Source organism: Paenibacillus glycanilyticus (assembly GCF_030161375.1).
Classification (GTDB): Bacteria; Bacillota; Bacilli; order Paenibacillales; family Paenibacillaceae; genus Pristimantibacillus; species Pristimantibacillus glycanilyticus_B.
The window spans coordinates 1-16,599 of the sequence record NZ_BSSQ01000017.1; the positions used below are offsets into that span (position 1 = coordinate 1).

General features: G+C 52.0%; 19 protein-coding genes and 1 riboswitch. Of the genes, 12 read left to right on the top strand and 7 right to left on the bottom strand.

All coding sequences use genetic code 11. The annotated features are described in order from the left end of the window. Nucleotides 1-323: hypothetical protein (locus QQK89_RS22070; RefSeq protein WP_284240848.1), on the top strand; the 323-nt coding region annotated here is incomplete at its 5' end. Nucleotides 324-402: 79 nt separating this feature from the next. Here QQK89_RS22070 and QQK89_RS22075 read toward each other — a convergent pair. Genes QQK89_RS22075 through QQK89_RS22085 form a run of 3 tightly spaced genes read right to left on the bottom strand, consistent with a single transcriptional unit; the run spans nucleotide 403 to nucleotide 3,511 of the window. Next, entirely contained in the window at nucleotides 403-1,557 is a 1,155-nt protein-coding gene (locus QQK89_RS22075; RefSeq protein WP_284240849.1) for a glycosyltransferase family 4 protein, read from the bottom strand. After that, nucleotides 1,550-2,302, bottom strand: a complete 753-nt coding sequence (locus tag QQK89_RS22080; protein ID WP_284240850.1) for a glycosyltransferase — start codon at nucleotides 2,300-2,302, stop codon at nucleotides 1,550-1,552. Before QQK89_RS22080 ends, QQK89_RS22075 begins: the two co-directional genes overlap by 8 nt. 3 nt (nucleotides 2,303-2,305) lie before the next feature. Beyond that, the gene (locus QQK89_RS22085) at nucleotides 2,306-3,511 is read right to left on the bottom strand and encodes a tetratricopeptide repeat protein (protein ID WP_284240851.1); all 1,206 of its coding nucleotides are present in this window, start codon (nucleotides 3,509-3,511) and stop codon (nucleotides 2,306-2,308) included. A gap of 160 nt (nucleotides 3,512-3,671) precedes the next feature. Between QQK89_RS22085 and QQK89_RS22090 the strand changes: the two genes are divergently transcribed. The 7 genes from QQK89_RS22090 to QQK89_RS22120 all read left to right on the top strand — a co-directional run bounded on the left by QQK89_RS22090 (nucleotide 3,672) and on the right by QQK89_RS22120 (nucleotide 11,502). Next, nucleotides 3,672-5,042 (top strand): sodium-dependent transporter, encoded by a 1,371-nt coding sequence (locus tag QQK89_RS22090; RefSeq protein WP_284240852.1) that lies wholly within the window; start codon nucleotides 3,672-3,674, stop codon nucleotides 5,040-5,042. A 90-nt stretch (nucleotides 5,043-5,132) separates the two neighbouring features. Next, on the top strand, nucleotides 5,133-6,794 hold the full coding sequence (locus tag QQK89_RS22095; protein WP_284240941.1) for a glutamine--tRNA ligase/YqeY domain fusion protein: 1,662 nt from the start codon (nucleotides 5,133-5,135) through the stop codon (nucleotides 6,792-6,794). A 269-nt stretch (nucleotides 6,795-7,063) separates the two neighbouring features. Beyond that, nucleotides 7,064-7,471: an RDD family protein gene (locus QQK89_RS22100; RefSeq protein WP_284240853.1), complete on the top strand. Its 408-nt coding sequence runs from the start codon at nucleotides 7,064-7,066 to the stop codon at nucleotides 7,469-7,471. A 146-nt stretch (nucleotides 7,472-7,617) separates the two neighbouring features. Beyond that, the gene (locus tag QQK89_RS22105) at nucleotides 7,618-8,118 is read left to right on the top strand and encodes a GNAT family N-acetyltransferase (protein ID WP_284240854.1); all 501 of its coding nucleotides are present in this window, start codon (nucleotides 7,618-7,620) and stop codon (nucleotides 8,116-8,118) included. Between the two features lie 82 nt (nucleotides 8,119-8,200). Then, the gene (gene hisC, locus QQK89_RS22110; RefSeq protein ID WP_284240855.1) at nucleotides 8,201-9,265 is read left to right on the top strand and encodes a histidinol-phosphate transaminase; all 1,065 of its coding nucleotides are present in this window, start codon (nucleotides 8,201-8,203) and stop codon (nucleotides 9,263-9,265) included. Continuing rightward, nucleotides 9,265-9,687, top strand: a complete 423-nt coding sequence (locus QQK89_RS22115; protein WP_284240856.1) for a hypothetical protein — start codon at nucleotides 9,265-9,267, stop codon at nucleotides 9,685-9,687. Before hisC ends, QQK89_RS22115 begins: the two co-directional genes overlap by 1 nt. A gap of 138 nt (nucleotides 9,688-9,825) precedes the next feature. Next, complete coding sequence (locus tag QQK89_RS22120) at nucleotides 9,826-11,502, top strand: ribonuclease J (RefSeq protein WP_284240857.1); 1,677 nt, start codon at nucleotides 9,826-9,828, stop codon at nucleotides 11,500-11,502. Nucleotides 11,503-11,620: 118 nt separating this feature from the next. Here the strand turns inward: QQK89_RS22120 and QQK89_RS22125 are convergent, their stop codons facing one another. From QQK89_RS22125 to QQK89_RS22135, 3 genes are all read right to left on the bottom strand, one after another. Beyond that, complete coding sequence (locus QQK89_RS22125) at nucleotides 11,621-11,935, bottom strand: DMT family transporter (RefSeq protein ID WP_284240858.1); 315 nt, start codon at nucleotides 11,933-11,935, stop codon at nucleotides 11,621-11,623. Continuing rightward, nucleotides 11,932-12,294: a DMT family transporter gene (locus QQK89_RS22130; RefSeq protein WP_284240859.1), complete on the bottom strand. Its 363-nt coding sequence runs from the start codon at nucleotides 12,292-12,294 to the stop codon at nucleotides 11,932-11,934. Before QQK89_RS22130 ends, QQK89_RS22125 begins: the two co-directional genes overlap by 4 nt. Nucleotides 12,295-12,372: 78 nt before the next feature. Next, nucleotides 12,373-12,477: riboswitch (guanidine-I (ykkC/yxkD leader) on the bottom strand. Nucleotides 12,478-12,618: 141 nt separating this feature from the next. After that, nucleotides 12,619-12,831 (bottom strand): hypothetical protein, encoded by a 213-nt coding sequence (locus QQK89_RS22135; protein ID WP_284240860.1) that lies wholly within the window; start codon nucleotides 12,829-12,831, stop codon nucleotides 12,619-12,621. Nucleotides 12,832-13,033: 202 nt separating this feature from the next. On the opposite strand from QQK89_RS22135, the gene QQK89_RS22140 reads away from it, so the two are divergent. The 3 genes from QQK89_RS22140 to trxA all read left to right on the top strand — a co-directional run bounded on the left by QQK89_RS22140 (nucleotide 13,034) and on the right by trxA (nucleotide 14,791). Next, on the top strand, nucleotides 13,034-13,858 hold the full coding sequence (locus QQK89_RS22140; RefSeq protein ID WP_434481743.1) for an aldo/keto reductase: 825 nt from the start codon (nucleotides 13,034-13,036) through the stop codon (nucleotides 13,856-13,858). A gap of 131 nt (nucleotides 13,859-13,989) precedes the next feature. Further along, entirely contained in the window at nucleotides 13,990-14,415 is a 426-nt protein-coding gene (locus QQK89_RS22145; protein ID WP_284240861.1) for an RrF2 family transcriptional regulator, read from the top strand. A 64-nt stretch (nucleotides 14,416-14,479) separates the two neighbouring features. Continuing rightward, complete coding sequence (gene trxA / locus QQK89_RS22150; protein WP_284240862.1) at nucleotides 14,480-14,791, top strand: thioredoxin; 312 nt, start codon at nucleotides 14,480-14,482, stop codon at nucleotides 14,789-14,791. A gap of 61 nt (nucleotides 14,792-14,852) precedes the next feature. On the opposite strand, the gene QQK89_RS22155 is transcribed toward trxA, so the two are convergent. Next, on the bottom strand, nucleotides 14,853-15,671 hold the full coding sequence (locus tag QQK89_RS22155; protein ID WP_284240863.1) for an AraC family transcriptional regulator: 819 nt from the start codon (nucleotides 15,669-15,671) through the stop codon (nucleotides 14,853-14,855). Nucleotides 15,672-15,830: 159 nt separating this feature from the next. Here QQK89_RS22155 and QQK89_RS22160 point away from each other — a divergent pair, with 159 nt between their 5' ends. Beyond that, nucleotides 15,831-16,595, top strand: a complete 765-nt coding sequence (locus tag QQK89_RS22160; protein WP_284240864.1) for a sugar phosphate isomerase/epimerase family protein — start codon at nucleotides 15,831-15,833, stop codon at nucleotides 16,593-16,595. Nucleotides 16,596-16,599 lie beyond the last annotated feature (4 nt).

Genomic DNA, 16,599 nt, shown 5'->3' on the forward strand with positions numbered 1-16,599 from the left:
ATCCTCTTCGGCGGCCGCGTCTGATGTGTATAAGAGACGGGGCACTGGGGCTGCGCGCGGCAGCGCAGCCCGGGGCGCCCGCGCGGCTAGCCGCGGGCGCGCTTTATGCCGCCGCGGGGCAATGGCCCGCCGCGGCGGAGCAGTTTGCGGCTGCGCGCGAAGCCGCGGCGCAGCCATGGGTCTCGCGAGCCGCCGCTTCGGGGCTCGCGGCCGCACTTGCGGCGCGGGCGCGGGCAGCCGCGCCAAGAGCCGTGCCCGCAGCGCCTCTGCTCTGCGAGCGGGAGCTGCTGCTGCGCGTCACCTCCGCGCTGCACGGCTTATAGGATATAGTGCTCTCAAACACGCTCTCAATATAGCTAATAACCCAAGCGTTTATTTAATCAACCAGCCATCGCGTTCCTCCTACCGCTCCTCATCGCGCTTCGCGAGCTGCTCCGCAATAATCGTCTTCCAGGCCGCCAGCCAGCGGCTCTGGTCGAACGTGAGCGCCGCCCGCCGCGCGGCAGCTCCCATCCGTCTTCGCAGTTTGGGTTGTTCAATGAGGTCGCATATTGCCGGCGTAACGGCGCCGGCTGAAGGATGCGTCAGCCGGCCGTTCAAGCCGTCTATAATGAGGTCGTTCAGTCCGCCGACATTCGTTGCAACCACCGGCAGACCACAGCTCATGGCTTCGAGGCACGAGAGGGAGGTGCCTTCCGAGAACAACGTTGGAATGACCGCGATATCGGCCTGCTGATACGCTTCGCGGACAGTCTCGAACGTATAGGTCCGGTGAATAATCCGATCTTGATGAGGGTGAGCGTCCAGCCATAGGCGGAATACGGCTGCCATGAGCGAGCCTTCGATCAGCTCGCCGGCGAATTCTACGGTTACCGCCGGATAACGCCCCAGCAACTCATCCGCGGACAGCAACATCGTAACGAGTCCGCGTTCATAACTTAATCTTCTAGGGTATAACACGCGTATTCCGCCGTCTGGCGAGGGGGCGCCGGTACGCGGAACGAACCAGGAAGTGTCTACCGGATTGGGCAGCAGGGTGACCGTGGCCGGATCCTCGAATTCGCATACCGCCCGGCAATAGGTCTGGAAATGCGAGTCGACCGAGACGAGTCGGTCCAGTTGCTGAAGCGCTTGCTGGATCGTCTTGCCGATTGCCGCCTTCGGCGCGGCCGCGAATTGCGGAGTGTCCCAATTAATGCCATGGCAAATGCCTATGCTGCCGGGGCGATAATGAATAGGATGCCAGATGCAGCTGGCATAAATGATTAACCCGTCCGCCGCGGCGGCCATCTGATCAAACACCTCGGTGATCTGGTTCCCTTCAAAGGTCCAGCCGCGTACTTGCATCCCCTCGTACACCGTGTCAAAAGGTTCGTAAAACGTCAGCTGATAGATAACCGGAGTAAGTCCCAGCTCTTTAATGGCGCGGGCCAGCAAATGGACGTAACGCTCCAGTCCGCCGCCAAATAGGCGGGTGTGCTCTTGGCCGTAGCCGTTCAAATAACTGTGGGTTAATATCGTTACCGTTTTTGGCAATTCCGGCTTCAAACTACTCATCGTCCCGGTTCCTTTCCTGCCAGCGGATCAGTCTTGGATTCGGCTCCAGAATGGAAGCATAATGGCCGAGACTGCCCCATTGCCCCTCGGGGTCCAGCTTGATATACCGGTCGTGCTTGGCCCGCCGTTCTTCGGCGCTTCCCGCCCACCCGAAATGTTTGATCCGCAGATCGGTATCGAGACCGGGCAAAGCGCTATACGTAAAAGGCAACCGTGGCGCATGATGCGCCCGCTTCGGAAAAGCATAATGATAGCCCGGCAAATACCGGACAAGCGTCATGATCGGACGCTGATGCAGATTCCACCATTCATCCTCCCGGTAATGCGTAACCGAATCCCAGAAATCGTACATGCGAAACGACACCGTATCGTATTCGTCTTGATCGATAAGCTCCCGCATGGCGTCCTTCGTATAGTCTTCATAGAATTCGTCCGCGTCCACGGCCAAGAGCCAATCCGGATTTGTCTCTTCCGCCGCCCGCCACAACTGTTCGCGAAGCAGCCATTCCTTATGGAACAGGGATTCTTTATTGCGGACAAGCTTGACGACTTTCGGAAACGATGCCGCGATGTCCGGCGTTTGATCCGTGCTGGCATCGTCGACAATGACAATCTCGTCTACAAAACCGGACAGATCCGCAAGAACCGCCTCCAAATACCGGCCGGCTTCATTGCGGACATGCATCATGGCCGTTAACTTGTTGCTTTCTTTTTTCCTGCCGCCTTTCCCGAGACCGTTAGCCATCTTTCAGTTGGCCTCCTTATTTCCCCGTGTGAGCTCCCTTACGGTGCTGTCCATTACGGCTAGTTCTACCATTCCGTGCAACTCCTCTTGAATGTTCTCACCGGCCTGCAAGAAACAATGAATCGCTTCATGCCGTTTACCCGCCAGCAGCAACGCGGTTCCTTGCAAATGCTGCCACTGTCTGCGGTCGCTCGCGGATTGCCGGTGCCGGGCTGACATGAGAGAATACGCGCCGTCCAGTCTTCCCATCTGAATGTAGGCGCTGACGAGCAGCGTTCTGGCTTCGGGATCGCCGGATAGCGGCTCTAGGAGCGCAGATGCTTTACGGTAGTCGTCATTTAGCATGTACAGCCGGGCTTGAACGAGCAACCGCTTTCCGCTGGCCAGCCATATCGTCAATTGCTCGGCTTCCTGCCATTCTTTCTCTCCTTGGGCGGTATAACCGTACGTTCTGACGGCATCCTGGAGATGCCCTTGTTCCAGCTCGATAGCCGACAGGAACCGGTATACGTCCTGAAGGGTATGGTTGCGGCCCTCGGCCAACATCTGCTCGAAAGAAGCCAGAAGAAGCTTGCGCGCGTAATCCGCCTCCCCCGTCAAGTAACGGTATACCGAGTGGAAAAAAAGCCCGTCGGCGTATCCTTGCGCCGATGCCTGATCCGTGATTTCCTGCTGCTGTTGCTCTAGCAGACCGTTCCGCCAGCTCGCTCTATGACGCTGCTGAAGGCGGATCAGAGTATCGGATTCAAAGCCGTCGATATGCCATTCTATCGCTTGTTTGGCGAACAGGTCTGACGTTTCGTCGAGCCCATCCATCAGGAAGACGCTGCCCCTTCGGAACGATTGCTCCAAGTAGAATGCTTCCGAACCCGCTACCACCATCGTCGCGTAAGCGCATAGCCATAAGCGGCATTTGCTCCACAATTCGGCTTCTTCCGGCTCGGGACCGGGCAGCACGGCAATTAGACAACGGGGTTTCAGCGGCACCGCAATATGCACCCAGGCCGCATGCATGACGATCGCGGAGGCATTGCTCCAATTAACGGAGCCCAGTTGTTCCAAGGCGAGCGTCTCCACTCCGTTTGGGGCGTCATCGGCAACCGCCAGCAGCTTCCTTTTCCGTGAAAGCTCCTCCAGCCAGCTCTTTAGCCCAGGCGGAATGCCGCGCCAGCCGCCATTTGGGAAGATGACAATCGGTTGTGCTTGCATGGCGCTTCACCATCCGTTTTTCAACTTTTTAGTTCTTGTAGGAATGTATGAAAAATAGTACTATAACGATTCCTTAAGCTTTCCGGTTTTTTCTCGAACTGGAAGTAAACAATAGGCACATCATCAGGTGAAGACACAAGGAAAGAGGTAGGTTTGTTAGATGGTTGATCAAAATAAGAGTGCTCCGGCTCCGGAATCGGCGGGCGGAGGCGAGCGTTTCTCGCAGTCCGGCTTCATCTTTGCCGCAATCGGAAGCGCCGTTGGGCTCGGCAACATGTGGAAATTCCCTTATATTACGGGCAAATACGGCGGGGCGGCTTTTTTCCTCATGTTTATCGTATGTTTGCTTGCCGTAGGTTTGCCGGTATTAATGGCTGAACTGACGATTGGCCGCGGCGGACGGGGCAGCGTATCCACTTCCTTTAACCGGCTGACCAAGAAAAAGGGTTGGGGAACACTCGGATTTTTAATGGTTCTGGCTCCGTTTCTGATATTGTCCTTCTACGCGGTTATCGCGGGCTGGACGCTCTATTACGCGGTACAATCCTTCTCCGGGAATCTATTCTCGAATTCTGATTATTCGGCTACTTTCGGATCTTTTATCGGCAGCTGGCAGCCGGTATGGTGGATGCTCCTGGCGCTCGTTCTGACCGCCTTCGTTATCATTAAAGGCGTATCCTCGGGGATCGAAAAGTTTAATAAAATATTGATTCCGGGACTCGTTATTCTGCTCGTCGCCCTCGTGATCCGGGCGCTCACTCTTAAAGGAGCCGGCGATGGCGTGTCGTTTTTCCTTGAACCGGATTTCAGCAAGCTGACGGCCCAATCGGCCCTGATCGCGCTTGGACATGCTTTCTTCTCCTTGTCGCTTGGCATGGGGACGATGATTACGTATGGCGCTTATGTAGACAAGAGACAGTCGCTTGGCGTTGGCACGATGGCTATTGGCCTTGGAGACCTCTTGTATGCGCTCCTGGCAGGTCTCATTATCTTCCCGACGTCGTTTGCTTTTGGCATTGAACCAGGCCAAGGGCCGGGTCTCGTATTTGTTGCTTTGCCTGCCGCGTTCGCGGCGATGCCGTTTGGCAGCTTGTTCGGCGGTTTGTTCTTCGTGCTGCTGGCGTTTGCCGCATTAACTTCAACCGTAGGCTTGCTAGAGGTGCCGGTTGCATTCGTCCGGGAACGTTTTGGATGGAGCCGCGGAAAGTCGGTTATCATCATTACGCTGCTTATTTTCATTATCGGGATTCCTTCCGCCGTTTCGGTTGGAGGAGCCGTGGATATATCGTTTGGACATAAGACGTTCTTTGATTGGATGGACTTTATTTGCTCCTACATTCTGCTGCCGGTTGGCGGTCTGATCGTAACGATCTTCGTCGGCTGGATTTGGAGGGATGCGGCCAAAGAGGCGGGCGTTAAGTCTTCTTGGCTTTATGTCTGGCTCTTTATGGTCCGCTATATTGCTCCGATTCTCGTTTTGCTCGTCTTGCTGCATTCGACCGGCGCGTTGGACTTCTTATTTAAAGAGTAGAGGCTGAAATGCCAGTGTATTTTCTCGTAAATTTGTGTATGATAGGAAGATAATTATTTACGGGAAAGGTTGGTCGCCGTGGAAAACACAGTGGAGAACAAGACATCATCCTCTAACTTTATCAAGAACATCGTCGTCGAAGATTTGAAAGAAGGCCACGTGCAGGAAATCGTGACCCGCTTTCCGCCGGAGCCTAACGGATATTTGCACATTGGACATGCCAAGTCGATCTGCCTGAACTTCGAGCTTGCCGATGAATTCAAAGGACGTACGAACCTGCGGTTCGACGACACGAATCCGGTGAAGGAAGATACGGAATATGTCGAGTCGATCAAGGAAGACGTGCGTTGGCTCGGCTTTGACTGGGACGATCTTCGGTTTGCGTCGGACTACTTCGAAGAATTGTATAACCGCGCCGTCTTGCTTATCCGCAAAGGCAAAGCTTACGTGTGCGACCTGACTGCCGAGCAAATCCGCGAGATGCGCGGGACGCTAACGCAGCCGGGACAAGACAGCCCGTACCGCAGCCGCAGCGTGGAAGAGAATCTTGACCTGTTCGCCAGAATGCGCGCAGGCGAGTTCAAGGACGGTTCCAAGGTGCTTCGCGCGAAGATTGATATGGCTTCGCCGAACATTAATTTCCGCGACCCGGTATTGTACCGGATTGCCCATGCCCATCATCACCGGACCGGCGATGCATGGTGCATCTACCCGATGTACGACTATGCGCATCCGATCAGCGATGCGATTGAAGGCATTACGCATTCCATCTGTACGCTCGAATTCGCAGACCACCGTCCGCTTTACGACTGGGCGATTGCGGAATGCGAAATGGTTGACGTGCCGAAGCAATACGAGTTTGCCCGCCTCAACATTACGAATACCGTGATGAGCAAAAGAAAGCTGAAGTCGCTTGTAGACGAAGGCGTCGTAACCGGCTGGGACGACCCGCGCATGCCAACGATCAGCGGTTTGCGCCGCAAAGGCTACACGGCGGAAGCAATCCGCGCGTTCTGCCGCGAGATTGGCGTAGCGAAAGCAAACAGCACCGTGGACGAACGGATGCTGGAGCATTTTATCCGCGAGGATCTGAAGATGAAGGCACTCCGCACGATGGCTGTTCTGCAGCCGCTGAAGGTCGTCATTACGAACTATCCGGAAGGCCAAGTAGAAATGCTTGAAGCAGAGAACAACGCAGAGAATGAGGAAATGGGCACTCGCCAAATTCCGTTCTCCCGCGAAATTTACATCGAACAAGACGATTTCATGGAGAATCCTCCGGCGAAATATTTCCGTCTGTTCCCTGGCAACGAAGTGCGCCTGAAACACGCTTACTTCATTACTTGCCAAGAAGTGATCAAGGATGAAGACGGCAATGTCATCGAGCTGCGCTGCACCTATGACCCGGCAACCAAAAGCGGTTCGGGCTTTAATGCCCGCAAAGTTAAAGGCACGATTCATTGGGTAGAAGCTTCGCAGGCCGTGCCTGCCGACTTCCGTCTGTATGAGCCGCTCATTACGAATGAAGCCGAAGAGGAAGGCAAACCGTTCCTCGAATGCATCAACCCGAACAACCAGCAAGTGCTGAAAGGTTTTGTTGAGCCAAACATGAAGGACGCGAAGGGACATGACAAGTTCCAATTCTTCCGCCATGGGTACTTCAACGTGGATCCGAAGGATTCATCTTCTGAGAATCTGGTATTCAATCGCATCGTATCGCTGAAGAGCTCGTTTGATCCATCCAAAGCTTAAGTTTACCCGGTCTGTCCATTATGGATAGACCGGTTTTTTGTTGTTTGAACAAAGGCTATGTAGAATGGCCTCGGATTTAGAAGTAAATTGTATAAAAAAGGATGATTATCCTTATGTGTCTAATTTGTAACATAACAAAAGATGATACGTAATAAGCTTATAGGAAAGTATCTGGAGCTTATCAAGCAAAGAGGTTAATAGAGACATAGGGAGGATTGCCGCAAGGAAGGGACGATGTTTGTTCATACTAATTAAATGGAGGCTGGAAGATGGATCATCATATGAATGTAGGTTTTTGGAGGCGTTTCGGCGCGAATCTATTGGATGCGATCATCATTGGCGTTCCGCTAGCCATCATTTCGTTTGTGATATTCGGGAACGGGGATAACGCGTTTACGAATGTCGTTTCTTTTCTATACTCCTTGCTCATTCCGGTCTTTTGGGGCGGCTACACGATCGGGAAAAAAATATGCGGCATCCAAATCCGCCGTCTGGACGGTACGCCGCCTGGAATCGGCACGATGCTGCTGCGCAATGTAGTAGGCGGTCTCATCTACGGCATTACATTTGGAGTCGCGGTAATCGTCAGCGCCTTTATGGTTGGCCTTCGCCAAGACAAACGCGCCATCCATGACTTTATCGCCGGCACGGTTGTTGTCCATGACGGCAGCGAATAAGCAACTCTATAAAGCACGCAAGTTCCCGCTAGGAACCTGCGTGCTTTATTTATTTGTAGTGGTTGAATTATTTACACGTGCGCAAATATTGCCCAAGCTGGTACAATCAAATAAAAGGAAACAACGTGCCAAGGAGAGAAATAGTTATGAACCGAGAATTTACGATCCGAGATGCAGGAGTAGAAGATCTGCCCCGCATCGTCGAAATATACAACTCCACGATCGCATCCCGCCAGGTAACGGCTGACCTAGAGCCGGTATCGGTGGAGAGCCGAATGAGATGGTATGACGAGCATTCGCCGGATTTTCGCCCGTTATGGGTGCTTGAAGATCAAGGCGAAATGATCGCATGGCTGAGCTTCCAGTCTTTTTACGGGCGCCCGGCGTATAATGCGACGGCCGAGATCAGTATTTATATCGACCAGGAACAACGCTCGCGCGGGATTGGTTCTTGGCTGATTCAGAAAGCGCTGGAAGCAAGTCCGGGGCTTGGCATTCGCACGCTGCTCGGGTTCGTGTTTGGCCATAATGAGCCTAGCCTTGCGCTGCTCCGCAAATTTGGCTTCGAAGAATGGGCGAACCTTCCGAAGGTAGCCGAGCTGGATGGGGTAGAGCGGGATTTGATTATTGTCGGACGCAAGATTTAGTGCAGAACAGAATTGGTAATATGCGTCAAAACGATTGATTCTGGTAACAATAGGATGATATAACGACAGGGGAGAATGCACATTGAGTAAGTTTTGGAGTCCGCTCACGGCTTCTTTAGTTCCATATGTACCGGGGGAGCAGCCGAAGGACAAAAAATATATCAAGCTAAACACCAACGAAAATCCGTATCCGCCTTCGCCTCAAGTGCTGGAAGCGATTCAGGCAGTCGCAAATGACGATCTGCGTCTCTATCCGGATCCGACTTGCGACACGCTTGTGAAGAAAATCGTCCAATATTTCGAGCTTGCTCCGAATCAAGTATTTGTAGGCAACGGTTCGGATGAAGTGCTCGCTTTTGCGTTTGCGGCGTTCTTTAATCCGGCGAAGCCCGTTACTTTTGCCGACATTACATACAGCTTTTATAAGGTGTATGCGGAGTTCTACCAGCTGAAGGCGGACATCGTGCCGCTGGACGAGCAGTTCAAGTTGCCGCTCGGCGCATTCAGCGGGCGGGATTCCGGCGGTATCGTCATTCCGAATCCGAATGCTCCAACGGCAATCTTGATCTCCCTCGACGAGATCCGGGAACTGCTTGCGACGAATCCGGACAAGGTTGTCCTGATCGATGAAGCGTATATCGATTTTGGCGGCGAATCGGCGGCGAAGCTGGTGAAGGAATATCCGAATCTGCTTGTCGTACAGACGCTTTCGAAGTCCCGTTCGCTGGCAGGACTGCGGGTAGGCTGGGCGCTTGGCAGCGAAGAGCTTATCGATGGGCTGAATCGCGTCAAGAACTCCTTCAACTCCTACACGCTCGACCGTCTTGCGCTCGCCGGCGCGGTTGCCGCTTTTGAGGATGAAGCTTATTTCCTCGAGACAACCGCCAAAGTGGTTGCAACGCGCGAAGCCGTGGCCAAGGAACTGCGGGAGCTGGGCTTTATCGTCACCGACTCGGCAGCGAATTTTGTATTTGTCTCCCATCCTGACCATGCGGCGGAGCTGTTGTTCCAAGAGCTGCGTGAACGCGGGGTGCTCGTGAGGTACTTCAAACAGCCGCGTATCGATCAATATTTGCGCGTAACGGTCGGGACAGGCGAAGAGATGTCCGCTTTTGTGGATGCTCTTAAGGAGATCATTAAGCGATAATGGAGCCCTCTTCAAGACCGGGCTATCACCGGGCTGCATTATTCGTTGTTCTGGCAAGCGTTATTTATGCGGTAATCGGGAATACTTTTTTTCAACTGGCCTATCGCTATAGTGCCGCTATAGATGAGGCGTACATCGTTTTTGCATTAACATCGGCAGTATACGCGTTGCCCGTTATATATTGGTTTCGCCGAAAATATTGGTATTTTGCTTTGTTTATCCCTGTTATTTGGGTGCCGATGCTGATGATTACCGGTTATCTGATGGGACTGGTTTTTCCGCTCCCAGAGGATGATTATGGCGCTGGCATGCTGCTTCTGTTCATACATGGACTGAATTTTGCGGCGGTAGTGTTAGGCGTGGCGCTTGGATTGACCGTGAATGCGGCGGTTGCGGCTTGGAGGAAATTCAGCAGGGAGTAGATTTGGTTATAAAAAGGCTAAACAGCCTATTTCCATTTTGTTAATTTTTCGTGCTATAATGGTGGCAAGTGACTGGTTCGGATTTTTAAGTTTGAAGTATAACAATCGTCGTCAGTCTTATAAATAGGAGGATTATTTTTGAATAACCATAAAAGTGAAAAGAAACTAACCATTTTTGCCTTGGGCGGCGTAGGCGAAATTGGCAAGAACATGTACGCGGTACAATACGCGAACGACATTATTGTAATTGATTGCGGTTCCAAATTCCCGGATGAGGAGCTTCTCGGTATCGATATCATCGTGCCGGACATTACGTACCTCATCGAGAATAAGGACAAGGTTAGAGCATTGCTAATCACGCATGGCCATGAGGATCATATTGGCGGCCTGCCGTACATTCTGAAGCAGCTGAGCATGCCGGTATATGCTAGCCGACTGACGATGGGATTGATCGAAGGAAAACTGAAGGAAGCTGGGCTTCTCGGATCGACGGAGCGGCATTTGATTCACGCCGATTCCGAGCTCAAGCTGGGCTCCATGAAGGCGACGTTCTTCAAGACAAACCACAGTATTCCGGATTCCCTCGGCGTCGTGCTGGATACGCCGGAAGGCGTAGTCGTTCATACGGGCGACTTCAAGTTCGACCAAACGCCGGTTGGCGATCATGCGGATATTCACCGCATGGCCGAGATCGGCCGCAGAGGCGTACTTGCTCTGCTGTCGGAGAGCACCAACGCCGAGCGTCCGGGCTTTACGCCATCGGAGCGTATCGTAGGCGCGAACTTCATTGATGCTTTCCGCAAAGCAGAGCGCCGGGTTATCGTCTCCACTTTCGCTTCGAACGTGTATCGTCTGCAACAAGTCGTTGATGCAGCGGCTGCAACGGGACGGAAGCTGGCGATTATCGGACGCAGTATGGTCAACATGATTACGATTGCTTCGGAGCTTGGATACCTGGATATTCCGGACGGCATGCTGATTGAGACGAACGAAGTGAACCGCTACGCGGATAATCAGGTCGTTATTCTTTGCACAGGCAGCCAAGGGGAGCCAATGTCCGCCTTGACCCGGATGGCGCGCTCGAACCACCGTCAGGTGGAAATTCTGGAAGGCGATACGGTTATTATCTCCGCAACGCCAATTCCGGGTAATGAGCGCAGCATCGGCCGTACGGTAGACGAGCTGTTCCGCCTTGGGGCGAACGTTATTTACGGTTCCGGCACGCAAACAGGCATGCACGTATCTGGCCACGGCAGCCAGGAAGAACTGAAACTCATGCTTCAGCTGATGGCTCCTAAGTATTTCATCCCGATTCACGGGGAATACCGGATGCAACTCCATCACAAGAAGCTGGCTGAAGCTGTAGGTGTACAACCAGGCAATACCTTTATCGTGGATAACGGCGAGATTGTTGAAATTGTACACGGCGATGCGCGCAAATCCGGCAAGGTGCCGGCAGGCAATACGTACATCGACGGACTTGGCATCGGCGACGTTGGCAACATCGTACTGCGCGACCGCAAGCATTTATCCCAAGACGGCATTCTGGTTGTTGTCGTAACAATCAGCAAGCAAGACAAAACGATCAAATCGGGTCCGGATATTATCTCCCGTGGTTTCGTTTATGTACGCGAGTCGGAAGGACTGCTTGAAGAAGCTGGCCGGATTGTGACAAGAACGATTACGAAATCCATTAGCGATAACGTGAACCAATGGACAACACTCAAATCAAACGTGAAAGACGCGCTCGGACGATTCTTATATGAACAAACGAAAAGAAAGCCGATGATCCTTCCAATCATCATGGAAGTGTAATCGGCACCTAACCAGTCCACTTCTTTTTGTTTAGTGAGCCGATATATACACAAAGGGGCGGTCCCATAGCTGAAGAGCTAAGGGGCCGCCCCTTATTGCGTTTATGCCCCGTTCGAGTCTAAGCAACAAGCTTCAGGCCTACTACTGCGCCAATGATCAACATAATGAAGAAGATCCGAAGGCCATTTTTGGGTTCGCCATACAAAACCATGCCAAGAATAGCTCCTCCGGTAGCGCCAATCCCCGTCCAAATCGCATAAGCAATACTCATCTCGAGCGTTTGCATCGCATACGACAAACAAACAAAACTCATGCCAAAGCCAATCAACAGAAGAGCGATATTTTTGAAGCTGCGCTTCTCGTTCACTTTATTCATCATGACGACGCCCAGCATTTCAAACAAACCCGCGCAAATTAGAGATATCCAGTTCATTTGGAAGATGCTCCTTTCTTGCCTTTACCGCCCGCCTCGGCGTGCTCCGGCGTAATGAGCTTGAGCCCAATGATGCCTACCAGGAGAAGGGCAATAAACAATAATTTAGCCGCGTGAAGCGGATGACCGAAAAAGACGGCTTCCGAAATAACCGTACCGGTAGTGCCGAGTCCGACAAATACGGCATACACGGTGCCGACCGGAAGCTGGCTGCTTGCTCTGATCAGCAACAAGAAGCTGACGATAATTGCGATAAACGTTCCGGCCCAGCTCCACGCGTTGTCCGAGTGTTTCAGACCGGTCACCCACAGCACTTCGAATACAGCCGCTACATAAACTTGAAGCCATTGCTTCTTCATGATAAATCTTCCTCCTTACACGTGATGTCATATTTTGAACAAAAAAATAAAACCCGGGAGACAACTGCTGACGCAGGCGACTCCCAGGTTTTTATCCTTCCGTGATCACAGCTATTGCTGTGCGTTTTCCCTCGGACCAGCCCTAAGCGCATACGGCTTAGCGGAACCCTAGAAAACCACTAACCTGTATTATACACAATTGTCCCCGAAGATCAAGGCTTCTAACACAGATAAAAAATGGCGGCACGCAGCCGGAAGCCAAAAGCTTCCTTGCTGGTGTCGCCAAAAAAAAGAAACTGCGGATTGCGGCTGAATCAAAGCTGATTAGGAATGCTCGGCGTCGTATGAAGCCGCAAGCTCCTTGGCGCGTGCTTCATCCTTGCTGCGTACATGAAGCCGTTTCAATTGTCCACCTTCCAAAGTAACCTTTGATTTCAACCCGCTTGACTTGAAAAAAGCATGAAGCCTGTCGATTTCGTCTGCCCGGGATCCCGCCTCGGTTCGGAAGGCCATCCACCGGTTCCACCACAGCACCATTCCAACACACCTCCTTCGCTTGCTGATTCGCCATTCCGTACATATGTATTCGGCCATCTGCCATCATGATGACAGGTTTGTTATTAACAATTTACTAATAATTCGATAGTTGCTTCGTTGTTCACCTCGGACAATCAGTGGTAAAATAGGGTAGCTGCAAAGCAAAATCCATTTATGTTGGGAGGAGAAGGTTGTGAACAAATTGACGTCCATTACGCAAACGACTGAACTGAACAATGGCATTCAAATGCCTTGGCTTGGTCTTGGCGTATATAAAACGCAAGACGGTGCCCAGGTGGAGCAAGCGATTGCGGATGCGCTGGAGATTGGCTACCGCAGCATCGATACGGCGGCGATCTACGGCAATGAAGAGGGCGTAGGGCGTGCGGTCGCGTCAAGCGGTCTCGCTCGGGAAGAACTGTTTATTACAACAAAGGTATGGAACAGCAATCAAGGCTTTGAGAGCACGCTGAAGGCATTCGAGGAGAGCAGGCGCAAGCTGAAGCTTGAGACCATCGATTTGTATCTGGTACATTGGCCGGTTGCCGGCAAATACAAAGAGACTTACCGTGCATTGGAGAAGCTGTACAAGGAAGGTTATGTTCGGGCCATTGGCGTAAGCAACTTCCTGATTCCTCATTTGGACGATCTGCTCGGCAGCTGCGAGATCGTGCCTGCCGTTAATCAAGTGGAATTCCAACCGTTCCTGACCCAGCCGGATCTGCAAAGCTACTGCAAAGACCGGGGCATTCAGCTGGAAGCGTGGAGTCCGCTGCTTCAAGGCAATTTGGATGTGCCGCTTCTGCAAGAAATTGGACGTGCACACGGCAAATCGGCGGCTCAAGTGATTTTGCGCTGGGATTTGCAAAGCGGGATTGTCACGATACCGAAGTCGGTTACGAAGAGCCGGATTGCCGAGAATGCGGACGTATTTGATTTCGAGTTAACGGCAGAAGAAATGGCTTCGATTAATGCCTTAAATGAAGGGCGCCGGCTTGGTTCCGACCCCATGAATTTCAATTTCTAGCAGTATGCTTAGCGAATAAGGGGGATGCTGCCGTCGCACCCTATGACTGTGGCGGAAATCGGGCGGCCTGCTATTGACATTTTGAACTGTAATTGTTATTATTACAGTACTAAACAGGGAGGCCGTTCACATTGAACAGCGAATTTACGATTGCCGTACACAGTCTCGTTTATTTAGCCTATCTGCCTGAGCGGATGGCAAGCAGTGAAATGATCGCCGATAATGTAGGCACGCATTCCGCGCGCGTCCGCAAAGTTATGAGCGGCTTGCGCAAAAGCGGCTTTGTCGATACAAGAGAAGGTGCTGGAGGCGGCTACAGGCTTACAATTGATCCTAATGTCGTTACGCTTGGCGACGTGTACCGCGTCATGGCGCAAGGCTCGTTTATTCCGAGCTGGTGTTCCGGTAATCCGGGCATGGACTGCGTCGTTGGCTCGAACATGAACCAGGTGATGTTCGGGATCTTCTGTACGGCCGAGAAGCAGCTCGAAGGCTACTTCAACGGTATTACCATTTCCGATGTACTGAAGCAGATTCACGCTTGTGGCTGCGATTAGGTTATTATAAACGGTACGTGGCGGAATTCCCTTATCATAAACCAATTGGAGAGGATGATTCACAATGGCAGTAGCATTGACAAAAGACAACTTTGCAACTAGCGTACAAAGCGGCGTTTCTCTGGTAGATTTCTGGGCACCTTGGTGCGGACCTTGCAAAATGCAGCTTCCAATCGTTGAAGAGCTGGCAACTGAACTGGAAGGCCAAGCAACGATCGCAAAAATCAACGTTGACGAAGAGCCTGAACTGGCTTCGCAATTCGGCGTAATGAGCATTCCTACGCTGATCCTGTTCAAAGACGGTCAACCGGTAGACAAAATGGTTGGCGTACAAAGCAAAGACGCTCTGAAAGCAAAAATCTCCGGTCAACTGTAAGAATTGACCGCATAGCAACAAAAGCCAGGGACCTGCGTTATACGCAGGTCCCTGGCTTTTTTCAGTAGAGCAAAGCGCCATTAGAAGAAGGCGCGTGACCCAGTACTTTTTTGTACGCGCGGTAAAAGGCGGAATAATCGCGGAAGCCGGCTTCCGTGGCGGCCGAGCTTGCGGTATGGCCTTGTTGGATCAAATTTTGGGCCATGACGACCCGTTTATGTATCAGGTAATTGCCAACGGTTGTTCCCGTCGCTTTGCGAAAGATCTTGTTCAAATGATGCTTGCTTATAAAAAACTTGGCGGACAGCTCGTCCAGCGTCACGGTCTCCGTCATTCGTTCGTTTAGAAACGAAAGGATTGGGGCTATGGATTTGGCGGTAGCGAAATCCTGCAACGCATTTTTATGGGTATAGCTCATCATGAGAATTTGCGATAGCAGTGCTTCGAGCCGGATGCGAAGCAACATGTCCCGGATCGATTCGTCGGCATGCCAAGCCTCGATCAGCTGCTCCAGGAAGGAGAAGATCTTCCCATCGTTGGAATAATAAATCCCTTCTGCGCTCCGGAAATTGTGGAAGGCCGATAACAAGGCGGTCTGATTCTCGGGAGGGAGAATGCCTGGCACAAAATGAAGCGAAATCCGCTCATATGGGATGTCGCTTTCGACTTTTACCCCATGAAACACGTGCGGGGCAATGAGAAGCAGGCTATTCGGCTCCAGTACATATCGTTGCCCTTCCACCAGATAACTGACATTCCCGCCTATAAAATAAAACACTTCGTAGAAATTATGGCAATGAAGCGCATATTCGCTTGTTTTCTCACGGTCGACCGCATGGTGAAGAATCAGGGAATCCGTTCGGATATCGACGAGCATCATCGAAACTCCTCCTCCGGCTAATGTAGATTTAGTCTAGTGGATGATCGCTATATTTGCAATGTGTTCGTCCTCATTCGCAATGGCTCAAAACCGCATTGGGATTATAATTAAGAGGAGTAAGGGATAACGCGATTTACCTTGAGGAGGAGCCAAATTACGATGATTTTGGGCGCGCAGCTGTATACGGTCAGATCCTTTCTCCAGACGGAAAAGGATATTCGTCGATCCTTGCAAAAGATTGCAGAAATGGGCTATAAATCGATTCAGGTTTCCGCGATAGGAAATATCCGTCCGGAAATCTTGAAGGAAATTTGCGATGAGTTATCTCTTCAGATTGCGCTTACGCATACGAATGCGGACCGGATTCTGAACGAGACGGAAAGAGTAATTGAAGAGCATGACATCCTCGGCTGTAACTATATCGGAATCGGCAGCATGCCGGATAAATACCGCGAACCGGATTGGTATGACTATTTCGCGGCAGACTTCCGGAAGGCTGCCGGCAAAATCGCTGAGGCAGGCAAGCTGTTTATGTACCATAACCATCACTTCGAATTCGAGAAGTTCAAGCAGTGGAACGGCAAGCGTCTGATCGAACGGTTAATGGAGGATTTTTCCCCGGAAGAGATGGGGGTTACGCTGGATACCTATTGGGTGCAGGCGGCAGGCGCGGACGTATGCGAGTGGATCGGCAAGCTGAAGGACCGGCTCCATTGCGTTCATTTGAAGGATATGGCGGTTCGCGGCACGGAGCAGCTGATGGCGCCGGTCGGGGAAGGGAACATGAATTTCCCGGCCATTCTGAAGGCGCTGGAACAAACGAATGCGAAGTACCTGCTTGTGGAGCAGGACGTATGCCAGACCAGCCCGTTTGAATGTCTGCAAACCAGCTACAACAATCTAGCCGCGCTCGGCTACCGCTAGGAGG

Bases quoted from the DNA above. Each gene is read 5' to 3' on its own strand.
- QQK89_RS22075 (WP_284240849.1), bottom strand. From the start codon at position 1,557: ATGAGTAGTTTGAAGCCGGAATTGCCAAAAACGGTAACGATATTAACC.
- QQK89_RS22080 (WP_284240850.1), bottom strand. From the start codon at position 2,302: ATGGCTAACGGTCTCGGGAAAGGCGGCAGGAAAAAAGAAAGCAACAAG.
- QQK89_RS22085 (WP_284240851.1), bottom strand. From the start codon at position 3,511: ATGCAAGCACAACCGATTGTCATCTTCCCAAATGGCGGCTGGCGCGGC.
- QQK89_RS22090 (WP_284240852.1), top strand. From the start codon at position 3,672: ATGGTTGATCAAAATAAGAGTGCTCCGGCTCCGGAATCGGCGGGCGGA.
- QQK89_RS22100 (WP_284240853.1), top strand. From the start codon at position 7,064: ATGGATCATCATATGAATGTAGGTTTTTGGAGGCGTTTCGGCGCGAAT.
- QQK89_RS22105 (WP_284240854.1), top strand. From the start codon at position 7,618: ATGAACCGAGAATTTACGATCCGAGATGCAGGAGTAGAAGATCTGCCC.
- QQK89_RS22115 (WP_284240856.1), top strand. From the start codon at position 9,265: ATGGAGCCCTCTTCAAGACCGGGCTATCACCGGGCTGCATTATTCGTT.
- QQK89_RS22125 (WP_284240858.1), bottom strand. From the start codon at position 11,935: ATGAACTGGATATCTCTAATTTGCGCGGGTTTGTTTGAAATGCTGGGC.
- QQK89_RS22130 (WP_284240859.1), bottom strand. From the start codon at position 12,294: ATGAAGAAGCAATGGCTTCAAGTTTATGTAGCGGCTGTATTCGAAGTG.
- QQK89_RS22135 (WP_284240860.1), bottom strand. From the start codon at position 12,831: ATGGTGCTGTGGTGGAACCGGTGGATGGCCTTCCGAACCGAGGCGGGA.
- trxA (WP_284240862.1), top strand. From the start codon at position 14,480: ATGGCAGTAGCATTGACAAAAGACAACTTTGCAACTAGCGTACAAAGC.
- QQK89_RS22155 (WP_284240863.1), bottom strand. From the start codon at position 15,671: ATGATGCTCGTCGATATCCGAACGGATTCCCTGATTCTTCACCATGCG.
- QQK89_RS22160 (WP_284240864.1), top strand. From the start codon at position 15,831: ATGATTTTGGGCGCGCAGCTGTATACGGTCAGATCCTTTCTCCAGACG.